We start from the raw sequence: 19,944 nt of genomic DNA on the forward strand, positions 1-19,944 counted from the left end.
AGGCCTATCTCTTTCTTAACTAATGGTTTAAGGATCTAAACCTGTTCAAGGATTTCAAAATTAAAAAAGCCCTGTTCCTTAAAAAGGACAGGGCTTTTAAATAGCTTTTGTAAATTTTATTTAGGCTCTTGCCATAAGGGATTTGAAGAATACATAACCAAAGCCCAAAAATAACATGAAATGAAATGGGAAAAGCCCGAAATCGTTCAAAGGAATGGCACTATACATTCCAAAAAGGAAGTAAAGCATTAGGGCCGCTTCCAAAATCATATTGGGAGAAAGTTTGGTAGCCAAATATTTATTCCCTTTCCAGCTATCCGTTATACTGTTCAAATTGAATTTTGGGGTCCTGACAAACTCAGATCTTTTGCCCATATGCCCTTCCAGGACCGCAATGGAGTTGTGTAAAGAAAATCCGAGCGCCACAGAGAAAAACGTAAAGAAGATTCTTATATAGTCCACAAAATTATCAAAACTACTGCCCTGTATACTCTTATAGGTAAACCAATAACAAACGAATAGGATTACGGTACTCAGAATAAAGAAGGAGGTAGCCTCAAAAACCCATCCTAAGTGACCATAGGTATTCTTTATATACATCATGGGAATACTTAAAAGTGCCACCAAAAATACGCATAGGAACATGGAGCTATTCAACAAGTGCATTACCCCGTGAAACTTGGTCTTGAACGAAATGTTCTTGGCAGAAATAACGCTCCAAACAGTTTTTCTGAAGTTTTCGGCCCCACCTTTGTTCCAACGAAATTGCTGGGAACGGGCAGCACTGATTACTACAGGAAGTTCTGCAGGTGTCTCTACATCCTCCAAATACTTAAACTTCCAATTCTTTAATTGGGCACGGTAGCTAAGATCCAAATCCTCGGTCAGGGTATCACCTTCCCAGTTACCAGCATCCAGAATACATTCTTTTCTCCAGATACCAGCGGTACCATTGAAATTTATAAAATGTCCTTTGGCATTACGTCCTACCTGTTCCAATGTAAAGTGGGCGTCCAAGGCAAAAGCCTGTATACGGGTCAAAGTGGAATACTCCCTGTTTATATGCCCCCATCTTGTCTGCACCACACCAATTTCCTGATCTTTAAAATAGATAACAGTTTTCTTCAACCAATCACTGGAAGGCAAGAAATCCGCATCAAAAATGGCAATAAACTCCCCTTTGGCCATATCCAGACCTTCCTTTAAGGCACCTGCCTTATAGCCTTGCCTATTGGTCCGTCTAATATGCTGTATATCCAGTCCTGTTTCCTGAAGCGCTTTTATTCTCTTGGCAGTGTCATGTACGGAATCGTCCGTAGAATCGTCCAAAACCTGGATTTCCAACTTGCTCATGGGATATTCTATTTTGGAAATATTGTCCAATAAACGCTCTACTACATACTCCTCATTATATATAGGAAGTTGAATGGTAACAAATGGTATTTCTTTTGGATCCAATAAATTGTATTTTGGAGCCTCCTTATTTCTCCTTTTATATCCTAAATAGTTGACCAGTAAATTAAGCTGGGCCAGACTATAAAAGAATATCAATAGTAATGAAATACTGTAAATCGCAATGATAAAGTAAGTAATTGTTAGTCCCATATTATTTTAAACTGTATTTAAATATCCAACCTAGGATTTTTACGCCTGCAAAGATAGTACCTTTTACCGTACCTGATACTTTTGATATGCCAATTCTTTTTTTATAACGCACTGGTACTTCGGTATATGTAAAACCCTTTTTTAGAACCTTCAACTGCATTTCCACGGTCCAACCGTAGGTCTTATCCTCCATTTCCAGCTCCAAAAGCTTGTTGTACTTTATGGCCCTAAACGGACCCAAATCAGTATACGAAGCTCCAAAGAACCATTTCATTAAAGTGGTGGCCAAGGCATTTCCAAAAACCTGTTGTGGGGTCATTGATCCTTCTTCCCTCAACGCCTTTGTCCTGGCCCCAATAACGAAATCCACATCGTTTTCCACTATGGGTTTTACCACTTTGGAAAGTTCTTCGGGATAATCCGAATAGTCTCCGTCCATAAATACGATAATATCGGGTGTTTTGGATTGTTTGGAAATATAATTAATTCCCATAAGGCAGGCATAACCATATCCCATCCTATCTTCGGTGAGAACAGTGGCCCCGGCCTCCCTTGCATTCAGAGCCGTATCGTCCGTGGAATTATTATTTACAACAATAATTTCAGAAACATTTTTTGGGATCTCTTTTATGACATTCGCAATGGAATCAGCTTCATTGTAGGCAGGGATAATTACTTTTATATCGGTCATTAGCGTATTTGAAGGGTCATTCTTATTTATCCAATATTACGTCTTGGGCATCCATAACTTTAACAAGCCAAAAAACAGCGCAAAGGTATCAATACTTTCATCAATCCAAGGAGCTCCCCCATAGGATTGCAACAATTATTTCAACACCCTCAAAAGGATTATTTTTTATTGACCAGATCCATTAGATCAACATCGTTCCCCAACAGAATTTCAGTAGGGTTTATTCTTCCTTTTAGTGGTCCGTTTTCCAATTTTAGGACCCCTCTTGGACAAACCGCGGAACAAATACCGCAACCCACACAACTGGACCTAATAATGTTTTCCCCTTTTTGGGCGTAGGCCCTGACGTCTATCCCTTGCTCACAGTAGGTAGAACAATTACCGCAGGAAATACATTGGCCCCCATTGGTGGTAATCCTAAAGCGCGATTTAAAGCGTTGTACAAATCCCAAATAAGCGGCTAAGGGACAACCAAACCTACACCATACCCTATTTCCAAAAATGGGATAAAACCCGGTACCTATTACTCCTGCAAAAAATGCACCGATCAATAGACTATAGGTATTCTGTACAGTCTGTGTTTTTAAACCCAACACCGTGCCAGACCCTGTAAAAAAACTATAGAGCGTCATCACGGTCATTACCACGGCAAAGACCAATACCCCGTGCACCAACCATCTTTCAACTTTCCATGAAAAAAGGGATTTGCTGGAATGCTGCCTGTAAGGATCCCCCAGGGTTTCAGCCAAGCCGCCACAACCGCACACCCAAGAACAGTACCATCGTTTTCCAAAAAAATAGACCATGACAGGCACAATTACCAAGGTAAGTGCAATACCCCAAACTAGAATAAATAGTCCGATGCCCCCACTGTTCAACAAGGATTTTAAATTCCATTGAAAAAAGAAATCGTAATCCAACGGAAAGGCATTTTTAAAATCGTAGTACGGCATTTGTAGCCTTACCATTATTTCCGGAATCAAAAAGGCAAAGACTATTTGAAAGAACAGGACCGAGGTTGTACGCACCGTTTGATATATATTATGCCTATACTTAATATACATGCGCACGGCCATTACGGACATTACCGTACAATACATAAATCCGTACACAAACCAATGTCCGGCAGGATTTCCGCTTAAAAATTCGCTGATGGGATCCACTAGGTAAGTCCAGTTTACGGCATATTCCGAACGAAAATATAGTACCAAATAAAAGGAAACCAGAAAAACAAAGACCATCCAGGCAATCCACCCCCTATTGGTGGCATTCTCATGGTAAATACCATTATTCTTAATCCCTTTTTTACCCAATAAAACTATATTGGGAACAATAAAAAGCAAGGATCCCAGTATCCCAAGACCGAAGGTCAAGAACCACATAAGCCCCTTGTTTTCCACAATAAAACCATTTCCCGAGACTTTGCCCACTGCGGCGGCCATATCATGCGCCGCCGTATAAATTATCTTTTTATATTCCTTCTCTTTTCTATGCTGGGCATTGGTCGCTTCAAGAATCTGGGTTATTTGGGGCGATAAAGAAAGCATGCCATGGAACTCTTGCCCCACCACATCTTCTTGAATACGCTGAATAAAGAGTTCGCTCGAAATTCCCTTTTCCTGAATTATTTGATCCAAAGCTGCAGGGGTTACCTTAAAATCACCCATAAAAGGCAAAACGGTAAATATGGTAAGACCGATTAAAAAAATGAAAAGCCCTATTTTTTTTATTATTTGCATCTTAAAATCTTATACATTGCTAAAAATTCGTTTCCAACTTTTCTTCCTGGGGGTAATATTGGCACTGTATAGTGCATTATAATGGGAAACGATGTCTTCCTCGTATTGGGCATAGAATTCAGGATCAAAATTGGCGTCCTTTAAATATTCCATCACATAATCCAAGCTTCTTTTCTCTGTAAGCCATCGGTCCAAAATTTCGTGACGCATCCTAATTCCAAAAGTATTGATCCCCAAAAACTGTTTGGTATCCTTGTTGAAGGCGATGGTGACACATATCTTCTCCTTGGAATGCCGCCAATGAAAATGTTGTTCCTGGTCCTTTTTGGATTTTTCGCTAAATACCCAACCATAAGTTTGATACTCTATGTCCAAAAATTTGGCTGAATTAAACCAATGCCCGGGGTTATAGGCCCTTTTGTTTCCGCAAATGGTCTGTGCCAAAACTTCTCCCATCATTCTGCCCGTATACCAAACTGCCTCCACCGGCCTACGGTTGCCAATGGCCTCATGTTGCTCGGCGCAGTCCCCTATAGCATAGACATCCACAATATTGGTTTCCAAAAAATTATTGACCTTTACCCCTTTCCCTGTCTCTATTCCTGAGCCTTTTAGGAAGTCGATGTTTGGACTAACCCCCGCTGTTAAACCCACCACTGTACATGGGATTGTTTCCCCCTTGTCCGTAACCACGGCTTTTGCCCAACCATTTTCATCCGAAATAATTTCCTTTAGATTGGTATCCAGTTTCAGGTCTATATGGTGTTCCAGAATGTGTTCATTGATCATTTGCGATTCCCCTTCGGGCAGGACCCCGTTCCAAAAGCTGCTTTCGCGTACCAAAAAAGTTACTGGTATATCCCTGCTCTTAAGCATTTCTGCCAATTCGATCCCAATTAATCCACCCCCTACGATTACCGCCCTTTTACAGACTTTATTGTTAGGCGCATTGGCCTCCAACAATTCCAGATCCTGTTTGGAATACAATCCCTGCACCCCCTTCAAATCCTGTCCGGGCCACCCAAATTTATTGGGTTTGGAACCTGTGGCAATAATCAGTTTATCGTACTTAATTTCCTTTGTGCTTTTTAATATGAGGGTTTTATTGGCCGTATCTACTTTTGATACATATCCATTGACCAAATCCAAACGATTTTTCTTCCAAAACCAATTCTCGTAAGGCTGGGTATGCTCAAACTTCATATGGCCCATGTACACATACATCAATGCCGTTCTGGAGAAAAAATATTCGCTCTCAGCTGAAATAATGGTGATTTTTTTGTCGGATAGTTTTCGAATATGGCGCGCTGCCGTAATTCCAGAAATTCCATTACCAATAATAACAATGTGCTCCATAGGATTTCGGTTGATAAGTACTAGGTCGTAGTTAAAGATAATAACTTAATTGTTCTTCTTTAATTTAGAATTATTTAAGACTACGGAAATCACCTTTGATCAGGCCAGGAAGTAAAGTTTCTACAACAAAATTGGCTGGGAAGCCCAATAGTCCTTATACAGGACATTATATATATACAAACAGCCTTGAGATATGGAAGTAGTTTAATACGACGGCAGGATTTACTAGCTTGCCTTCTCCAAGGTAAAGGAAAATTCGGACCCTATATCGAGTACACTTTCTACGTAAATCTTCTCGTTGTGGGCCTCAATAATATGCTTAACAATGGCCAATCCCAGACCAGAACCACCTTCGGCCCTACTCCCACTTTTATCGACCCTGTAAAATCTTTCGAAAATTCGGGCAAGGTGTTGCTTGGATATCCCCTCGCCGTTGTCGGTCACCCGTATAATGACCTTGTTTTTAATTAAATTCTCTACACTTACCTCGGTGGTACCGTTCTGCTGCCCATATTTAATGGAATTGACCACTAGGTTGGTGACTACCTGTTGTATTTTCTCCTTATCCGCCTTAACGTAGATGGGATTCTTATAATCCATATCAAAAGTCAGGGTAATATTCTTTTTAGCGGCCTTCATTTCCAAAAGATCAAAAACATTCTGTACCAGTTCCAAAATGTCAAAATCTTCTATCTTCAAATTTAGGTCACCAACTTCCAATTTGGTTATAAGATCCAAATCCTTGACAATGTAAATAAGTCGCTCCACACCCTTGTTGGCCCGTTGAAGATATTTTTTTCTAAGGCTTTTATCATCCATGGCACCATCCAAGAGGGTTAAAATATATCCCTGTACCGTAAATAATGGTGTTTTTAATTCATGGGACACGTTACCCAAAAAATCCTTTCTATATTCTTCCCGGATTTTTAACGTATCTATTTCAATCTTTTTGTCCTTGGCAAACTTCTCTATTTCATCTGTCAAGGACCGCATGTCGGTCGTAATGGTCTTGGGGGCCAAAGAGGTGGACTCCAATAGGGATACGTCGTTATAAATACGCTCAATGTTACGGTAGATAAATTTTTCTATCCTCAATTGTACTACGAGAAATGAAATAAAGCAGGAAGTCACCAAAATGACCGCTAGGAGCCCCCAATCCATGGAACCACTGTTCCACAAATAAATCCCCAAGACTGTAGTTAATAGAAATGAAATTAGAATTGTGGTACGTAGGGCAAACCTATACGATTTTTTAATCCTCGTTACCATTATAGCACAAACTTATACCCTACCCCTTTTACCGTTTTAAAATGATCATCACCAATTTTTTCGCGCAATTTTCTAATATGGACATCAATGGTCCTACCGCCTACTACCACTTCATTGCCCCAAACCTTGTCCAGGATAACCTCCCTTTTAAAGACCTTATTTGGCTTGGAAGTCAATAGTGCCAAGAGTTCAAACTCCTTTCTGGGAAGAATAATTTCCTCTCCCTGGTTAACAATTTTATATTCCTCCCTATTTATGGTAATCTCACCAACTTTAAAGATATCCTCTACCTCTTGCTCCTCATTCTTAAGCCTTCTAAGCAAAGCCTTTACCTTGCTTACCAAAACCTTTGGCTTAATGGGCTTTGTTATATAATCGTCCGCACCCGCATCAAATCCGGCCATTTGGGAATAGTCTTCGCCCCTGGCCGTGAGGAAGGTAATCAAGGTATCCTCCAAACCTTCGGTTCTTCTTATGATCTCACAAGCCTCAATGCCATCCATCTCGGGCATCATTACATCTAAAATAATTAAGTGGGGTTTCTTCTTTTTTGCCTTGGCAACCCCTTCAGCACCATTTTTTGCAGTGAAAACTTCATACCCTTCGGCAGATAAATTATAACCTACAATTTCTAGAATATCCGGTTCATCATCCACCAAAAGTATCTTAATGTCCTTTTTTTTCATGCCTTAATTTTTTTGTCTTTAAACGGCCATATGCAACCTACATTCCTTTGGAGGCGGTTACTGTAATCTATCACAACATATAATTGTGACCTATTTAAACATGCCCGTTTAACCATAATATTTATTGGTTATTCGCGCCAAAAGTAAAGATAATACTATTACACGAAACCTCTTAACATGGATTTAATATAGTAACATTTAGATAACATTAAGTCAACAAACTATTAATCTGAGGGTAACAGGACTTTTACAGTTAGGTTATTTATTTGCCATGTTTAAATAAAACAAGTGAACTCGAAAAAAATGAAACCGAAAAATTCAATTGAAATGAAAAAACTATTATTATCCGCGTTGGCCATAGTTGCCTTAGCATTTACATCTTGTACCAATGATGATGAGCCACCAATAGCGGAAGCAACGGCTACCTGTAATGATGGAATTCAAAACCAAGGAGAAACCGGTGTTGATTGTGGTGGACCTAACTGTCAGCCATGTACCGTGGCAACAGCCACCTGTGATGATGGAATCCAGAACGGAGACGAAACTGGTGTGGACATAGGAGGTTCTTGTGCAGAAATAATTACAGTATCCGGAGAAATATCTGCCGATACCACATGGACTGCAGACAATATATATATATTGGCCGGTAAAGTAGTTGTTGGGGTAGGAAAGACCTTGACCATAGAGCCAGGTACAATCATTAAAGGTAAGGCAGGTTCAGGTTCCTTGGCTTCTGCTCTAATTGTGCAAAGAGGATCCAAGATTATGGCCGTAGGTACTGCCGAAAAGCCAATTATCTTTACCTCCGAAGAAGACAATATAGGTGTTGGACAAACCGCCGGAACCAATTTGGACGAAACTGCTAGAGGAAAATGGGGAGGATTAATTGTATTGGGAAGAGCTACAGGTTCTTTTAAAAACGATGTTACTGAAGTACAAATAGAAGGTATTCCTGCCGATGATACCTTTGGACTTTACGGTCCTGGTGATGCATTGAACGACGATGATAATTCAGGTGAATTGGAATACATCTCTATACGTCACGGTGGTGCCCTTATTGGAGAAGGAAACGAGATAAACGGTTTAACCTTAGGTTCTGTAGGTCGTGGTACAAAAATAAACCACATAGAAGTTGTAGGTAACGTTGATGATGGTATCGAGTTCTTCGGTGGAACCGTTGACGCATCCAACCTAGTAGTTTGGGCACAAGGAGATGATGGTTTGGACATTGACCAAGCATATTCGGGTACCATAGACAATTCGCTAGTAATTGCAGGAGAGGCTTCTGACCACGCCTTTGAAATTGACGGTCCAGAAGGTTCCATTACAGGTTCTTTTACTCTTCAGAACACTACTATTGTAGGAAGCGCAACAGCCGCTGACGGTGAATATGCAGATTACAGAAGTAATGCTATGGGTACTACCAAGAACATCTATGCCATTGGATTCCAAGCTGGAAAAGATGTGGAATTGGATGCCAACGATGTAGCCCAGAACTTCTTGGATGGCAAATTGACCTTTGAAGCTTGGCAAGTTGTAGGTTTCAACAACAGTATTTTCTCAGAGAAGGTATTGAAAGATGACGCCGGAAACGATGTGCAATCAACTATCATCTTAGATCCAACATTTACGGAAAGAGCTGCCACTTGGACTACCCAAGTTACCGCTGGTGCCGAGACTGTAGGTGCAGATCTTAGTGTTTTTTCTTGGACCTATGCATATGCCAAAACAGGTTTGAGTTTCTAATTAGGAATAAAACACCCCTATAAAATAACAACCATGCTCGCCATATTCATTGGCGGGCATTTGGTTTATTACGATTTAATTATCATTTACTTATGAAATATTCACTTAGACTTTCAACTTTTGCTTTTCTTTTTTTTCAATTCATTTTTTCACAAACTGGCGAAGTAACCGGAACATTGATCGACGCAGATTTTCAAGATCCAATACCTTTTGCCAACATACTGGTCCAAGGGACCACTAAAGGTACCACCTCAGATTTTGACGGTAATTACAAACTTGCCCTTGAAGAAGGTACCCACACCCTTACTTTTTCATTCCTAGGTTATAAAACCGTGGAAATAACAGATGTGCTTATCAAAGCGGACGAGATTACCACTGTAAACGTAACCATGGAAACCTTGGCCGAAGGCCTGGATGAGGTAGTGGTATCCGTAAGCGTTAAAAAGAATACCGAAACCGCTGTATTGGGCATCCAAAAAAAGGCGGTAAACCTTTTGGACGGACTATCGGCCGAAGCCTTTAAAAAATCGGGTTCCAGTGACGTGGCAAGTGCCATAAAATCGGTGCCAGGGGTATCGGTTCAAGGTGGAAAATACGTTTATGTACGAGGTTTGGGCGATCGCTATACCAAATCCATATTGAACGGAGTGGATATTCCAGGATTGGATCCGGACAGAAACACCATACAATTGGACATTTTCCCTACCAATATCATAGACAACATCCTGGTTCTTAAATCTGCATCTGCAGACTTACCTGCAGACTTTACAGGTGGTATAGTTGATATTGTTACGAAAGACTATCCTACCAAAAAAGAGCACAGTATTTCGTTAGGTGGCAGTTATAATCCGGACATGCACTTTAATGAAAACTATTTGGACTATAAAGGAAGTTCTACCGATTTCTTAGGATTCGACAACGGTAACCGAAGCGTTCCCATTAACCGAAATCAGGATATCCCCAGTACTTTTGAATATGATCCGTTATTAACGGCCATTACCAAAAAATTTAATCCAGTACTATCCGCGATGAAAGCAAATAGTGCAATGGACTATAGTTTTGGGTTCACTACGGGCAATCAATACAACGTGGGCGAAGGAGAGAACAGGTTGGGCTTTTTGGCTTCCCTTTCCTATAAGAACACCACCACCTTTTACGAAGGGGCCGAAAACAATTTTTATAGAAGAAACGCGGACACTTCTGTATTTGAACTGGAAACGGATAGAACACAAACAGGTGATCTAGGTCGAAACAATGTATTGGTAAGCGGCCTATTGGGAACCTCTTTTAAGACAGAAAAATCCAAATACAAACTTAATCTCCTTCATATTCAGAACGGAGAATCTACAGCAGGTTATTTTAGCCAGACCCTGAATTTCACGGATTTTATCAATTTCTCAAAAGATAACCTGGAATATACCCAACGTTCCATCACCAACGCATTGCTTAGTGGAATACATTCTAGCGAAGATGCATCATGGACAACAGAATGGGCACTTTCCCCTACCATGTCCAAGATCCAGGACAAGGATATAAGAACAACATCTTTTAGGGTAGAGGATGGCGTATACTCCATACCCCAGAACAGCCAGCCAAAAAGAATCTGGAGGGATCTGGAAGAGATCAATGCAGTTGCCAAATTGGATTTTACCAAAAAATATGACTTTCTGGAAAAAGATGCCAAACTAAAATTTGGTGCCTATGGCTCTTACAAAACCAGGGATTTTAGCATATTGAACTTCGAAATTGAAAACAATGGTTCAACTACCAAGTTTAATGGTGTTGCGGACAATATCCTTTTGGAAGAAAACCTTTGGACAGTAGACAACAACTCCGGATCGTATATTGATCCCGACCTCTCGGTTGCCGAACCGGCCAATACCTATGAGGCGGCTCAACAAAATATAGCGGGTTATGTATCCAATGAGTTTAAACTTGGACAGAAACTGAGAACTATCCTGGGTGTTAGGGTTGAAAAATTTGAATCCAAATATACCGGTGAGGACAATAAGGATGTTAATGACCCTGAAAAGGTTATTTATGACAATGAGACCATTATAGACAAGTTTGACCTTTTCCCAACAGCCAATTTAATATATGAACTTACGGAAGACGTTAACCTAAGAGGATCCTATTCCAGAACTACTGCTAGACCTTCCTTTAAGGAAGCTTCCATAGCCAAGATTTTCGATCCCTTGTCCAATAATACCTTCATCGGAAACATTAACCTTGATCCAACCTACATCAACAATTTCGATTTTAGGGTTGAATGGTTTGGTGAAAGTGCCGAGATGATTGCATTGAGCAGCTTTTATAAAAAATTCACCGACCCCATTGAACTTACGTACTTTGAATCGTCATCCGATAACTTTACCCCACAAAACCTTGGTGATGCGGACGTGATCGGATTGGAATTTGAACTAAGAAAAAATCTAGGTTTCATTGCAGCACCACTTCAGAATTTTAGTCTAAATGTAAACACCTCGATCATTAAATCTACCCAAGTTTATAGCGAAAGTGAGCGTAATCTTAGAACGCTAGGACTGAGGGATGGTGAAACTTTGGGCAATGACAGGGAGTTGCAGGGGCAGTCGCCTTTCCTAATCAATTCCGGGTTAAACTACGAAGGAGCCGAAAACGGGATCCAAATGGGTGTAAACTACAATGTACAGGGAAAAACATTGCAGGTAGTGGGCAACGGATTTGTACCGGACGTGTATACCATGCCCTTTCACAACCTAAACTTTAACTTCTCCAAGAGCTTTGGCGAAAACCAAAATCAGAGTGTTAGTTTTAAAATAAGCAATCTTTTGGATGATGACGTGGAAAGTGAATATGAGTCCTACAAGGCTGAAAATAAGACCTTTTCCAAAAGAAGTCCTGGAAGATCATTCTCATTGGGATACAACATTAAGTTCTAAATTTAGATAGTTATATTTAATAAAAAGAGGTCGGATTCTATGTTTTTTAACTTGGAATTCGGCCTCTTTTTGCATTTCATCGAATTTTTAAGTATAATTTTAGCTGCCGCCAACGTGCTGCACCTAAAATTCTTACATTTACGGTATATTATTTGTTGTAAAAGTTTCTATGAAGCAACTCTACTTAGTTATAGCCTTACTTTTTATCTCTATTTCCTTTGGACAGGATCCTAAAGGCAATGTGGGTGGAGGGGATATTCCTGGGTTTAAGATATATCCCAATCCTGTGACCAATGGCAGGGTATATATCAGTACTTCCCTGAACGCTCCAAAACAGATTTTAATTTTCGATATATTTGGATCCCAAGTACTGGAAACTACCATTATTGGTTCGGAACTAAATGTAAATGATTTGGATGCCGGTGTTTACATGCTAAGAGTAAACGAAAAAAACAAAGTAGCCACAAGAAAGCTGATTATTAAATAGTGTTTCCAACTTTTAACAGCTACACAACTTACCTAATGATCTGATTTATAACCCTTATTACCTTAATTCAATACTTTTAATAAGGATACACATACAAAAATCACTCCTTTACAACATTTATTATTACTTCCTTATTTATTTTCCTACGTTTACTGTATTGATCCCAAATCAATACTAACCTATGAAAATATTTTACACCCTACTGTTCATGGTATTTTCTATGGCCGTTTCTGCACAGGAATTCGTTGAAGAGCCGTTAGACAGAACTACCCAAGCAAATACTTTCAAATTATACCCCAATCCGGCCTATCAGGATGTGGTCTATATTACCACAAAGCATAATGGGGTAAAGGATGTAGTAATCTATGATGTCTTCGGAACCATAGTTTTAAAGGACCGGATAACCCATACCCTTTTGAACATATCAAAATTGGCTCCGGGAGTTTACGTATTACAAATTACCGAAAACAGGGTAACGATGACCAGAAAGTTGGTCGTGAAATAAACCCTCTTAATGGTACTTTTTTCTTTCTATGCACCTCTTCATCACAAATATTTGACTATAACCTCTTAATCTTCATTTACTGAAGTTAGGTAAGGCCGGCTTCATGCATCTCCCAAAGGGAGATTTAAGTCTATGCCAATAACAGGTATTAAACCTCAGGGCAAGCCTTGAACCCAATAATAGGAATCGACCCAAGGATCGAGGTATTGAACCTAGATCCCGCCGAAAAAGGCGGGATTAGTTCAACTTGCAATTTTCAGTGCGTCTTACTGACTTCTCAAAATTGAGTTTCACTAATAAAACCATAAAATAAGGTTTCCACTCTGTTGTTATCATTACTTTTGTAGAAGTGATTAAGCATATGCCTCTCGAAAATATTTTTACAATTTCAACGGACGAAGAATTCAATGCCATGGCATTGAAAACATTTCAGGTCCAATATAATGAAAACTTGGTGTATCAGGAATTTTGCCGTCACTTAGGGAAGAATGTGTCCACCGTTAAGACCCTTGAAGATATTCCCTTTCTGCCGATAGAATTTTTTAAATCCAAAAAAGTAATATGTGGTTCATTTACGCCCCAGATTACCTTTACCAGTAGTGGCACTACGGGAAGTGAGGTAAGCAAGCATCACGTAAAAAACTTGGAACTATACGAGAATAGCTATCTAACCGCATTCAGACACTTTTATGGGGATATAGACGACTATTGTGTGCTGGCATTGTTGCCCTCTTATCTGGAAAGGGAGGGTTCTTCCTTGATCTATATGGCCAACGACCTTATCCACAAAAGCAAGCATCCAGACAGCGGCTTTTATTTGGATAATCTTGACAGTTTGCAAAAGACCTTGGTTGAATTGGATGCCCGTAACACTAAAATATTACTGCTAGGTGTTTCCTTTGCCTTATTGGATATGGTGGAAGAATTCCAATTGAAACTAAAGAATACGGTAGTTATGGAAACAGGTGGCATGAAAGGGCGCAAAAAGGAATTGATACGTGAGGAGTTGCACCAACTATTAAAAAACGGTTTTGGAGTGGAGGCCATCCATTCGGAATATGGCATGACAGAGCTTTTGTCCCAGGCCTATTCCCAAGGCAATGGACGCTTCTTTGCCCCTAAATGGATGAAAGTCTTGATACGTGAAACCGAAGATCCTTTAACCTTGCAAAAAGCAGGTAAAACGGGAGGTGTAAATATCATTGACCTGGCAAATATTCACTCCTGCAGCTTTATTGCCACTCAAGACTTGGGAAAAGTGCATACCGACGGAAGTTTTGAGATATTGGGAAGGTTTGACCATTCCGATATTAGAGGCTGTAATTTAATGGTATTATAAGCCCAAAATCTTGGCATCCACAAAAAAGGTTGTGGCTATATTTATTTCATAATCGGACGATAAAAACTCATCGGTAACCGTTTTTAGCCTTAAAGTATAGGAATCCTTTTTAATATATTCCTTTAAATCTTCGGCCGTGGTTACCAGTTCCAATTGTTCCCCAACAGTAGCCGCTACTTCCTCGTTCCATGCTATCTTAATCTCCGGCAAATCGTCTGCGGACATATAAATGATGATCGATTCCAAAAAACTAAAGTCCTCCCCATCAGGAACCTCAACGGTCATAATCAATTTCTTCAGGACAATTTCCTCTATAAGGTCTTTTCTGGTGTCGTTTACCTCAAACTCGGCTGAAGAATTGGTCTCTGTTTCAGGGGTAAAGACATCAAAAGGTAAATCTACTCCTGTTGATGAAGGTATAACCACTGTTTGATCATAATCCATTTCAAATTTGGTAAGCTCATCCAGTTTGTCACAAGAAACAAAAAGAGATACTAAGGCAAAAAACAAAAAATACTTCTTCATAGGATCCAATTTATTAGGCTAACGGGTTTCTCCTAATTTTATTGGGGTAACCAAAAAAAATATAGTGTTTATTTAATTACCAGTACAAAATAATTCTTCTTCCCGCGCTGCAGCAAAACAAATTTATTGTTGATCAGATCTTCTGTAGAAATGATATAATCTTCTTTGACTTTTTCCTTGTTAACAGAAATGGAATTTTGCTTCAATTCGCGTCTAGCTTCCCCATTAGACCCTAAAAAACCGGTTTTTGCCGCCAAGGCCCCAATCATATCCAGGCCAATATCAATGTCCTCCTTGGATACCTCCGCCTGTGGCACGCCTTCAAACACATCTAAAAATGTCTTTTCATTCAGTTTTTTTAAGTCGCTCGAGGTCGATTTTCCAAAAAGAATATCACTTGCCTTTACAGCATTATCCAGATCTTCCTGCGAATGTACCATTACCGTTACCTCATCGGCCAAACGCTTTTGAAGCACCCTTAAATGAGGGGCATCCTGATGCATATTAACCAAATTTTCTATTTCTTCCTTAGGTAAAAAAGTGAAGATTTTGATATATTTTTCGGCATCCTCATCCGAGGTATTCAACCAATATTGATAGAATTTATAAGGGGATGTTCTTTCAGAATCCAACCAAATATTGCCCCCTTCCGACTTCCCAAATTTGGTGCCATCGGCCTTTGTAATCAAAGGACAGGTAAGGGCAAATCCTTTACCGCCTCCAATTCTACGGATAAGTTCGGTACCTGTGGTAATATTTCCCCATTGGTCACTACCTCCCATTTGCAGGGTGCAATTGTGCTCCCTATAGAGATGTAAAAAATCATATCCCTGCACCAATTGATAGGTGAATTCCGTAAAGGACATTCCTTCCTTAGCTTCGGCCGATAATCGTTTTTTTACGGAATCCTTGGCCATCATATAATTCACCGTAATGTGCTTCCCTACATCCCGAATAAATTCCAAAAAGGAAAAATCCTTCATCCAATCATAGTTGTTCACCAGTACAGCACTGTTATCCATTCCACTATTAAAATCCAAAAAACGGGAAAGTTGTTCTTTTATAGCGGCCTGGTTATGCGCCAAGGTAGCCTCATCCAGCAAATTCCGCTCTGTAGATTTCCCTGAAGGATCACCGATCATCCCGGTTGCTCCCCCGATCAGCGCATAAGGTTTATGGCCTGCCAACTGAAAATGACGAAGCATCATAACCCCAACCAAATGTCCAATATGTAGTGAGTCTGCCGTTGGGTCAATTCCCACATAGGCAGATTGCATTCCGCTTAACAAATGTTCTTCCGTACCGGGCATTGCATCGTGCAACATTCCTCTCCAAGTTAATTCTTCTACAAAGTTCGTAGTCATGCTTTAGATCTTCTAATTCAATAATAGTCGCAAATATAAAATAATAGGTCGTTTAACTCCTGCCAAAAAAGGAATAAATTGGAGCCAATTGAGTAAATTTGCGCCATGATTTTAGTCACAGGAGGAACTGGTTTGGTAGGAGCACACCTTCTTTTGCACTTGTTGCAGTCGGGTGCCACGGTAAAAGCCATCCATAGAGAAAATAGCAACCTAAAAGAGGTTGAAAAGGTATTTGGGTATTATACCGACCAATCCCACAAACTGTTTCAAAAAATTAATTGGGTAAAGGCCGATCTTAATGACCTCCCAGCCTTGGAAATTGCTTTTGAAAATGTGACACATGTTTATCATTGTGCGGCCTTAATTTCCTTTAACCCCAATGATTATGATCTATTGCGTAAAGTAAATTATGAAGGCACTAAAAACATTGTCAATCTTTGTATTGCCAAGGGTATCCAAAAATTGTGCTATACCAGTTCCATAGGTGCCATAGGGCGGACGGTAGGTAACCAAGAGGCTACTGAAGAAACGGATTGGAATTCCCAACAAAGCAATGTGTACGCTATGACCAAGATGGATGCGGAACTGGAAGTTTGGAGGGGTGCTCAGGAAAATGTTCCTGCAGTTATAGTAAATCCAGGGGTTATCTTGGGCCCTGGGTTCTGGGAAACGGGAACAGGGATTTTATTTAAAACCGCTTATAAGGCCCGTAAATACTATCCGCCAGGAGGAACAGGCTTCGTTACAGTAAATGACGTGGTCCAAATAATGACCCAATTAATGCAGTCGTCCATAACCAATGAAAAGTATATCCTTGTGGCCAAAAACCTGACCTATAAAGAAATACTACGCACGATTACGGCAGCCTTCGGCAAACCAGAACCTAGCAAAGCCATTAAATTTTGGCAACTGGAGGTGTTTAGAAGATGGGATTGGCTAAGGAATATTTTCTGGAACAGTGGAAGAAAACTAACCAAAAACTCGGTTGAATCCTTACGTAAGAACCAATTGTTCAATGCCGACAAAATACAAAAACAACTAGGCTATTCCTTTGAGGCCTTGGACGGCATTATAGAATTTTCCTGCAAAAAGTTTATGGAAGAGAATCCTTAGTATTAACTGGTTTTTTTTTGAGTTCGGGGTTCGACTTTTCTTTGGCTTCCATTAAAGAATCCTGCTTCTGCTGCCTTTCATCTTCAAAAAACTTTTCATCCTTCTCCAACCTATCTTTTACCTTGGTGTAGATGGTCTCGTATACAGTGGGCATAGAGGCATAGTAAGTGTCGCTTTTTACAAATTGGACGCTGTCTATCCCATACTTGGTATAGATATACCCCATTGGCTCAATGTCATATTCGTTTAAAATGCTTTCGTTAATTATCTTACCGGCATTTAACAATGAAATATCGTATAAAATGGTGGCCATTTTATCTTCCGGAATAAGGTTTTCCGGCTTCTCAACTACCTTTTCATTACATGAAAACAACAGCCCCAAAAAAATGACAACTATATATTTTAGCATTACTCTCTATTAAAAGTTAACCTCCTGGCTTTTCGCTCTTCCGAAAAATTGCCATTCTCATAGGCCAAATGCCCATTTACAAATGTATGGGTTATCCTGGATTTAAACGAGTTACCTTCAAAGGGAGACCAACCACATTTATAGGCTATATTTTCCTTGGTCACGGTCCAGGAATCATTAAGATCCAACACCACTAAATCGGCATAAAATCCTTCCCGAATAAAACCACGTTTTTTTATCTGAAACAACTTTGCCGGATTATGGCACATTTTCTCCACAATTTTCTCCAAGCTTATCTTTCCATCATGATATTTCTCCAACATTGCGGGCAAGGCATGTTGCACCAATGGGCCTCCCGAGGGAGCGGAAGTGTAAACGTTGTTCTTCTCTTCTAAAGTATGTGGTGCATGGTCCGTGGCAATGACATCTATACGATCATCCAATAAAGCCTCCCAAAGTTGGTCCCTATCCGCAGCAGTTTTAACAGCCGGATTCCATTTAATTAGAGTTCCTTTGGTATCGTAATCCTCTTCCGAAAACCAAAGATGGTGAATACAGACCTCAGCAGTAATTTTTTTATCCTCCAATGGAATATCGTTCCTAAAAAGCTCGGTTTCCTTTCCTGTAGATAGGTGAAAGACATGAAATCTTGCCCCTGTTTTTTTTGCCAAGGCAATGGCTCTGGAAGAAGAAAGATAACAGGCTTCGGCACTCCTGATCAAAGGATGGTATTTTACGGGAATATCATCCCCATATTGCGCCTTATATTTGGCAAAATTTGCCTTAATGGTGGACTCATCTTCGCAATGTGCGGAAATGACCATCTCCGTATTTCTAAATATTTTTTCGATCACCTCTTCATTGTCTACCAACATATTGCCCGTAGAGGAACCTAAAAAGAGTTTAATCCCAGAACAGGCATTCTTATCCAATTTTTTTATCTCTTCCAAATTGTCGTTGGTACCGCCAAATAAAAAAGAGTAATTGGCAAAAGCAGAATTTCTAGCCATTTCAAACTTATCCTCCAAAGCCTTAATGGTAGTTGTTTGGGGATTGGTATTGGGCTGTTCCATAAAGGAGGTTATTCCCCCGGCAACGGCTGCCCGACTTTCCGTGGCAATAGTGCCCTTATGGGTTAGACCAGGCTCCCTAAAATGTACTTGATCGTCTATGGCTCCAGGTATTACATATTTCCCTTCCAAATCCATTACCTTGGCGGCACTATCCGATGAAATTTGATCCTCAATTTTAAGAATAAAATCGTCCTCCAACAGTATATCTGCAGGGAATATTTTATTGTCATTAACGATTTTAGCGTTTTTTAAAAGTATTCTTCCCATCTTAAAATTTCTTTTTGTGAAACAAACTGCGCAACTTCATCTGTAGTACCCCAAAAACGGCCTCATTAATAATGGAAGCACTCATTTTTGATTTTCCCCTTATTCTATCGGTAAAAATAATAGGCACCTCTTCAATCTTATAATCTTGAAGATGGGCCCTGAACTTCATTTCGATTTGAAATGCATATCCAATAAATTTAATGGAATCCAAATTGATGGTTTCCAAAACCTTTCTCCTGTAACAAACAAATCCGGCAGTAGGGTCGTGCACCCTCATTCCGGTTATCAATTTCACATAAAATGAAGCACCATAGGACAACAGTATTCTATGCAAGGGCCAATTTACTACATTAATTCCCTTTTTGTAACGCGATCCCACAGCTACATCCGCCCCTTCAATACAGGCTTGCCGCAGCTTTATAAGATCTGTTGGTGCATGTGAAAAATCGGCATCCATCTCAAAAATATATTCATATTTCTTTTCTATGGCCCATTTAAACCCATGGATATAGGCCGTTCCCAAACCAGATTTATCCCGTCTTACCTCTAAAAATAACTTATTTAAATATTGCTCCTGTAGAGCTTTTACCGCATCGGCCGTACCGTCAGGAGAATTATCGTCAACGACAAGGATATGAAAATCCTGCTCCAAAGCAAAGACGGAATGAATTATGAGCTCAATGTTTTCAATTTCATTGAAGGTAGGAATAATGACCAAGCTATCCGCCATCTAGGTATTGCAATTTTAGCAAAAATAGTATTTTAAAAACTGTAGTGAAATATCCGGAACGTTTTATGATTTTTTTAAAGACTCCATATATTTACGAATGTATGGTTTTGGTCTTTAAA

17 protein-coding genes are annotated in these 19,944 nt (G+C 39.8%); 6 read left to right on the forward strand and 11 right to left on the reverse strand.

The features are described 5' to 3' along the window. Positions 1–120 precede the first annotated feature (120 nt). The 6 genes from U735_RS0120120 to U735_RS0120145 all read right to left on the reverse strand — a co-directional run bounded on the left by U735_RS0120120 (position 121) and on the right by U735_RS0120145 (position 7,346). Positions 121–1,605 (reverse strand): cellulose synthase family protein, encoded by a 1,485-nt coding sequence (locus U735_RS0120120; protein ID WP_031445534.1) that lies wholly within the window; start codon positions 1,603–1,605, stop codon positions 121–123. Position 1,606: 1 nt separating this feature from the next. Continuing rightward, positions 1,607–2,296, reverse strand: a complete 690-nt coding sequence (locus tag U735_RS0120125; RefSeq protein ID WP_031445535.1) for a glycosyltransferase family 2 protein — start codon at positions 2,294–2,296, stop codon at positions 1,607–1,609. Positions 2,297–2,454: 158 nt separating this feature from the next. Beyond that, complete coding sequence (locus U735_RS0120130; protein WP_031445536.1) at positions 2,455–4,035, reverse strand: 4Fe-4S binding protein; 1,581 nt, start codon at positions 4,033–4,035, stop codon at positions 2,455–2,457. 9 nt (positions 4,036–4,044) lie between these two features. Next, the gene (locus tag U735_RS0120135; protein ID WP_031445537.1) at positions 4,045–5,391 is read right to left on the reverse strand and encodes an NAD(P)/FAD-dependent oxidoreductase; all 1,347 of its coding nucleotides are present in this window, start codon (positions 5,389–5,391) and stop codon (positions 4,045–4,047) included. 225 nt (positions 5,392–5,616) lie between these two features. Beyond that, complete coding sequence (locus U735_RS0120140; RefSeq protein WP_371514377.1) at positions 5,617–6,552, reverse strand: sensor histidine kinase; 936 nt, start codon at positions 6,550–6,552, stop codon at positions 5,617–5,619. Between the two features lie 107 nt (positions 6,553–6,659). Then, complete coding sequence (locus U735_RS0120145; protein ID WP_031445539.1) at positions 6,660–7,346, reverse strand: response regulator transcription factor; 687 nt, start codon at positions 7,344–7,346, stop codon at positions 6,660–6,662. Positions 7,347–7,673: 327 nt separating this feature from the next. On the opposite strand from U735_RS0120145, the gene U735_RS0120150 reads away from it, so the two are divergent. The 5 genes from U735_RS0120150 (at position 7,674) to U735_RS0120170 (ending at position 14,344) form a co-directional block, all read left to right on the forward strand. Further along, positions 7,674–9,092, forward strand: coding sequence for a hypothetical protein (locus U735_RS0120150; RefSeq protein ID WP_031445540.1), 1,419 nt, complete (start codon positions 7,674–7,676; stop codon positions 9,090–9,092). A gap of 92 nt (positions 9,093–9,184) precedes the next feature. Then, positions 9,185–12,013, forward strand: a complete 2,829-nt coding sequence (locus tag U735_RS0120155; RefSeq protein ID WP_031445541.1) for a TonB-dependent receptor — start codon at positions 9,185–9,187, stop codon at positions 12,011–12,013. A gap of 169 nt (positions 12,014–12,182) precedes the next feature. Next, complete coding sequence (locus tag U735_RS0120160; RefSeq protein ID WP_031445542.1) at positions 12,183–12,500, forward strand: T9SS type A sorting domain-containing protein; 318 nt, start codon at positions 12,183–12,185, stop codon at positions 12,498–12,500. Between the two features lie 181 nt (positions 12,501–12,681). Beyond that, positions 12,682–13,005, forward strand: a complete 324-nt coding sequence (locus tag U735_RS0120165; protein ID WP_031445543.1) for a T9SS type A sorting domain-containing protein — start codon at positions 12,682–12,684, stop codon at positions 13,003–13,005. A gap of 361 nt (positions 13,006–13,366) precedes the next feature. Continuing rightward, positions 13,367–14,344 carry a long-chain-fatty-acid--protein ligase gene (locus U735_RS0120170; RefSeq protein WP_031445544.1) on the forward strand — a complete coding sequence of 326 codons (978 nt, stop codon included), beginning with the start codon at positions 13,367–13,369 and terminating at the stop codon, positions 14,342–14,344. Here U735_RS0120170 and U735_RS0120175 read toward each other — a convergent pair. Continuing rightward, positions 14,339–14,869, reverse strand: coding sequence for a hypothetical protein (locus U735_RS0120175; RefSeq protein ID WP_031445545.1), 531 nt, complete (start codon positions 14,867–14,869; stop codon positions 14,339–14,341). The genes U735_RS0120170 and U735_RS0120175 overlap by 6 nt on opposite strands. Positions 14,870–14,937: 68 nt before the next feature. After that, on the reverse strand, positions 14,938–16,233 hold the full coding sequence (gene tyrS, locus U735_RS0120180) for a tyrosine--tRNA ligase (RefSeq protein ID WP_031445546.1): 1,296 nt from the start codon (positions 16,231–16,233) through the stop codon (positions 14,938–14,940). A gap of 105 nt (positions 16,234–16,338) precedes the next feature. Here tyrS and U735_RS0120185 point away from each other — a divergent pair, with 105 nt between their 5' ends. Continuing rightward, the gene (locus tag U735_RS0120185; protein WP_031445547.1) at positions 16,339–17,346 is read left to right on the forward strand and encodes an NAD-dependent epimerase/dehydratase family protein; all 1,008 of its coding nucleotides are present in this window, start codon (positions 16,339–16,341) and stop codon (positions 17,344–17,346) included. On the opposite strand, the gene U735_RS0120190 is transcribed toward U735_RS0120185, so the two are convergent. From U735_RS0120190 to U735_RS0120200, 3 genes are read right to left on the reverse strand one after another with little or no spacing between them, the layout of a single operon-like run. Then, positions 17,327–17,755, reverse strand: a complete 429-nt coding sequence (locus U735_RS0120190) for a DUF4296 domain-containing protein (protein WP_034248647.1) — start codon at positions 17,753–17,755, stop codon at positions 17,327–17,329. The genes U735_RS0120185 and U735_RS0120190 overlap by 20 nt on opposite strands. Further along, positions 17,755–19,095 (reverse strand): dihydroorotase, encoded by a 1,341-nt coding sequence (locus U735_RS0120195; RefSeq protein WP_031445549.1) that lies wholly within the window; start codon positions 19,093–19,095, stop codon positions 17,755–17,757. The genes U735_RS0120190 and U735_RS0120195 overlap by 1 nt, the downstream gene beginning before the upstream one ends. Before the next feature lies 1 nt (position 19,096). Continuing rightward, positions 19,097–19,825 (reverse strand): polyprenol monophosphomannose synthase, encoded by a 729-nt coding sequence (locus U735_RS0120200; RefSeq protein ID WP_031445550.1) that lies wholly within the window; start codon positions 19,823–19,825, stop codon positions 19,097–19,099. Positions 19,826–19,944 lie beyond the last annotated feature (119 nt).

Source organism: Arenibacter algicola (genome assembly GCF_000733925.1).
GTDB classification, from domain to species: Bacteria; Bacteroidota; Bacteroidia; order Flavobacteriales; family Flavobacteriaceae; genus Arenibacter; species Arenibacter algicola.

Excerpts from the sequence above, each read along its gene's own strand:
- U735_RS0120145 (WP_031445539.1), bottom strand. The coding sequence starts at position 7,346 with ATGAAAAAAAAGGACATTAAGATACTTTTGGTGGATGATGAACCGGAT.
- U735_RS0120185 (WP_031445547.1), top strand. The coding sequence starts at position 16,339 with ATGATTTTAGTCACAGGAGGAACTGGTTTGGTAGGAGCACACCTTCTT.
- U735_RS0120125 (WP_031445535.1), bottom strand. The coding sequence starts at position 2,296 with ATGACCGATATAAAAGTAATTATCCCTGCCTACAATGAAGCTGATTCC.
- U735_RS0120175 (WP_031445545.1), bottom strand. The coding sequence starts at position 14,869 with ATGAAGAAGTATTTTTTGTTTTTTGCCTTAGTATCTCTTTTTGTTTCT.
- U735_RS0120190 (WP_034248647.1), bottom strand. The coding sequence starts at position 17,755 with ATGCTAAAATATATAGTTGTCATTTTTTTGGGGCTGTTGTTTTCATGT.
- tyrS (WP_031445546.1), bottom strand. The coding sequence starts at position 16,233 with ATGACTACGAACTTTGTAGAAGAATTAACTTGGAGAGGAATGTTGCAC.
- U735_RS0120155 (WP_031445541.1), top strand. The coding sequence starts at position 9,185 with ATGAAATATTCACTTAGACTTTCAACTTTTGCTTTTCTTTTTTTTCAA.
- U735_RS0120160 (WP_031445542.1), top strand. The coding sequence starts at position 12,183 with ATGAAGCAACTCTACTTAGTTATAGCCTTACTTTTTATCTCTATTTCC.
- U735_RS0120150 (WP_031445540.1), top strand. The coding sequence starts at position 7,674 with ATGAAAAAACTATTATTATCCGCGTTGGCCATAGTTGCCTTAGCATTT.
- U735_RS0120170 (WP_031445544.1), top strand. The coding sequence starts at position 13,367 with ATGCCTCTCGAAAATATTTTTACAATTTCAACGGACGAAGAATTCAAT.
- U735_RS0120165 (WP_031445543.1), top strand. The coding sequence starts at position 12,682 with ATGAAAATATTTTACACCCTACTGTTCATGGTATTTTCTATGGCCGTT.
- U735_RS0120140 (WP_371514377.1), bottom strand. The coding sequence starts at position 6,552 with ATGGATTGGGGGCTCCTAGCGGTCATTTTGGTGACTTCCTGCTTTATT.
- U735_RS0120200 (WP_031445550.1), bottom strand. The coding sequence starts at position 19,825 with ATGGCGGATAGCTTGGTCATTATTCCTACCTTCAATGAAATTGAAAAC.
- U735_RS0120130 (WP_031445536.1), bottom strand. The coding sequence starts at position 4,035 with ATGCAAATAATAAAAAAAATAGGGCTTTTCATTTTTTTAATCGGTCTT.
- U735_RS0120135 (WP_031445537.1), bottom strand. The coding sequence starts at position 5,391 with ATGGAGCACATTGTTATTATTGGTAATGGAATTTCTGGAATTACGGCA.
- U735_RS0120195 (WP_031445549.1), bottom strand. The coding sequence starts at position 19,095 with ATGGGAAGAATACTTTTAAAAAACGCTAAAATCGTTAATGACAATAAA.
- U735_RS0120120 (WP_031445534.1), bottom strand. The coding sequence starts at position 1,605 with ATGGGACTAACAATTACTTACTTTATCATTGCGATTTACAGTATTTCA.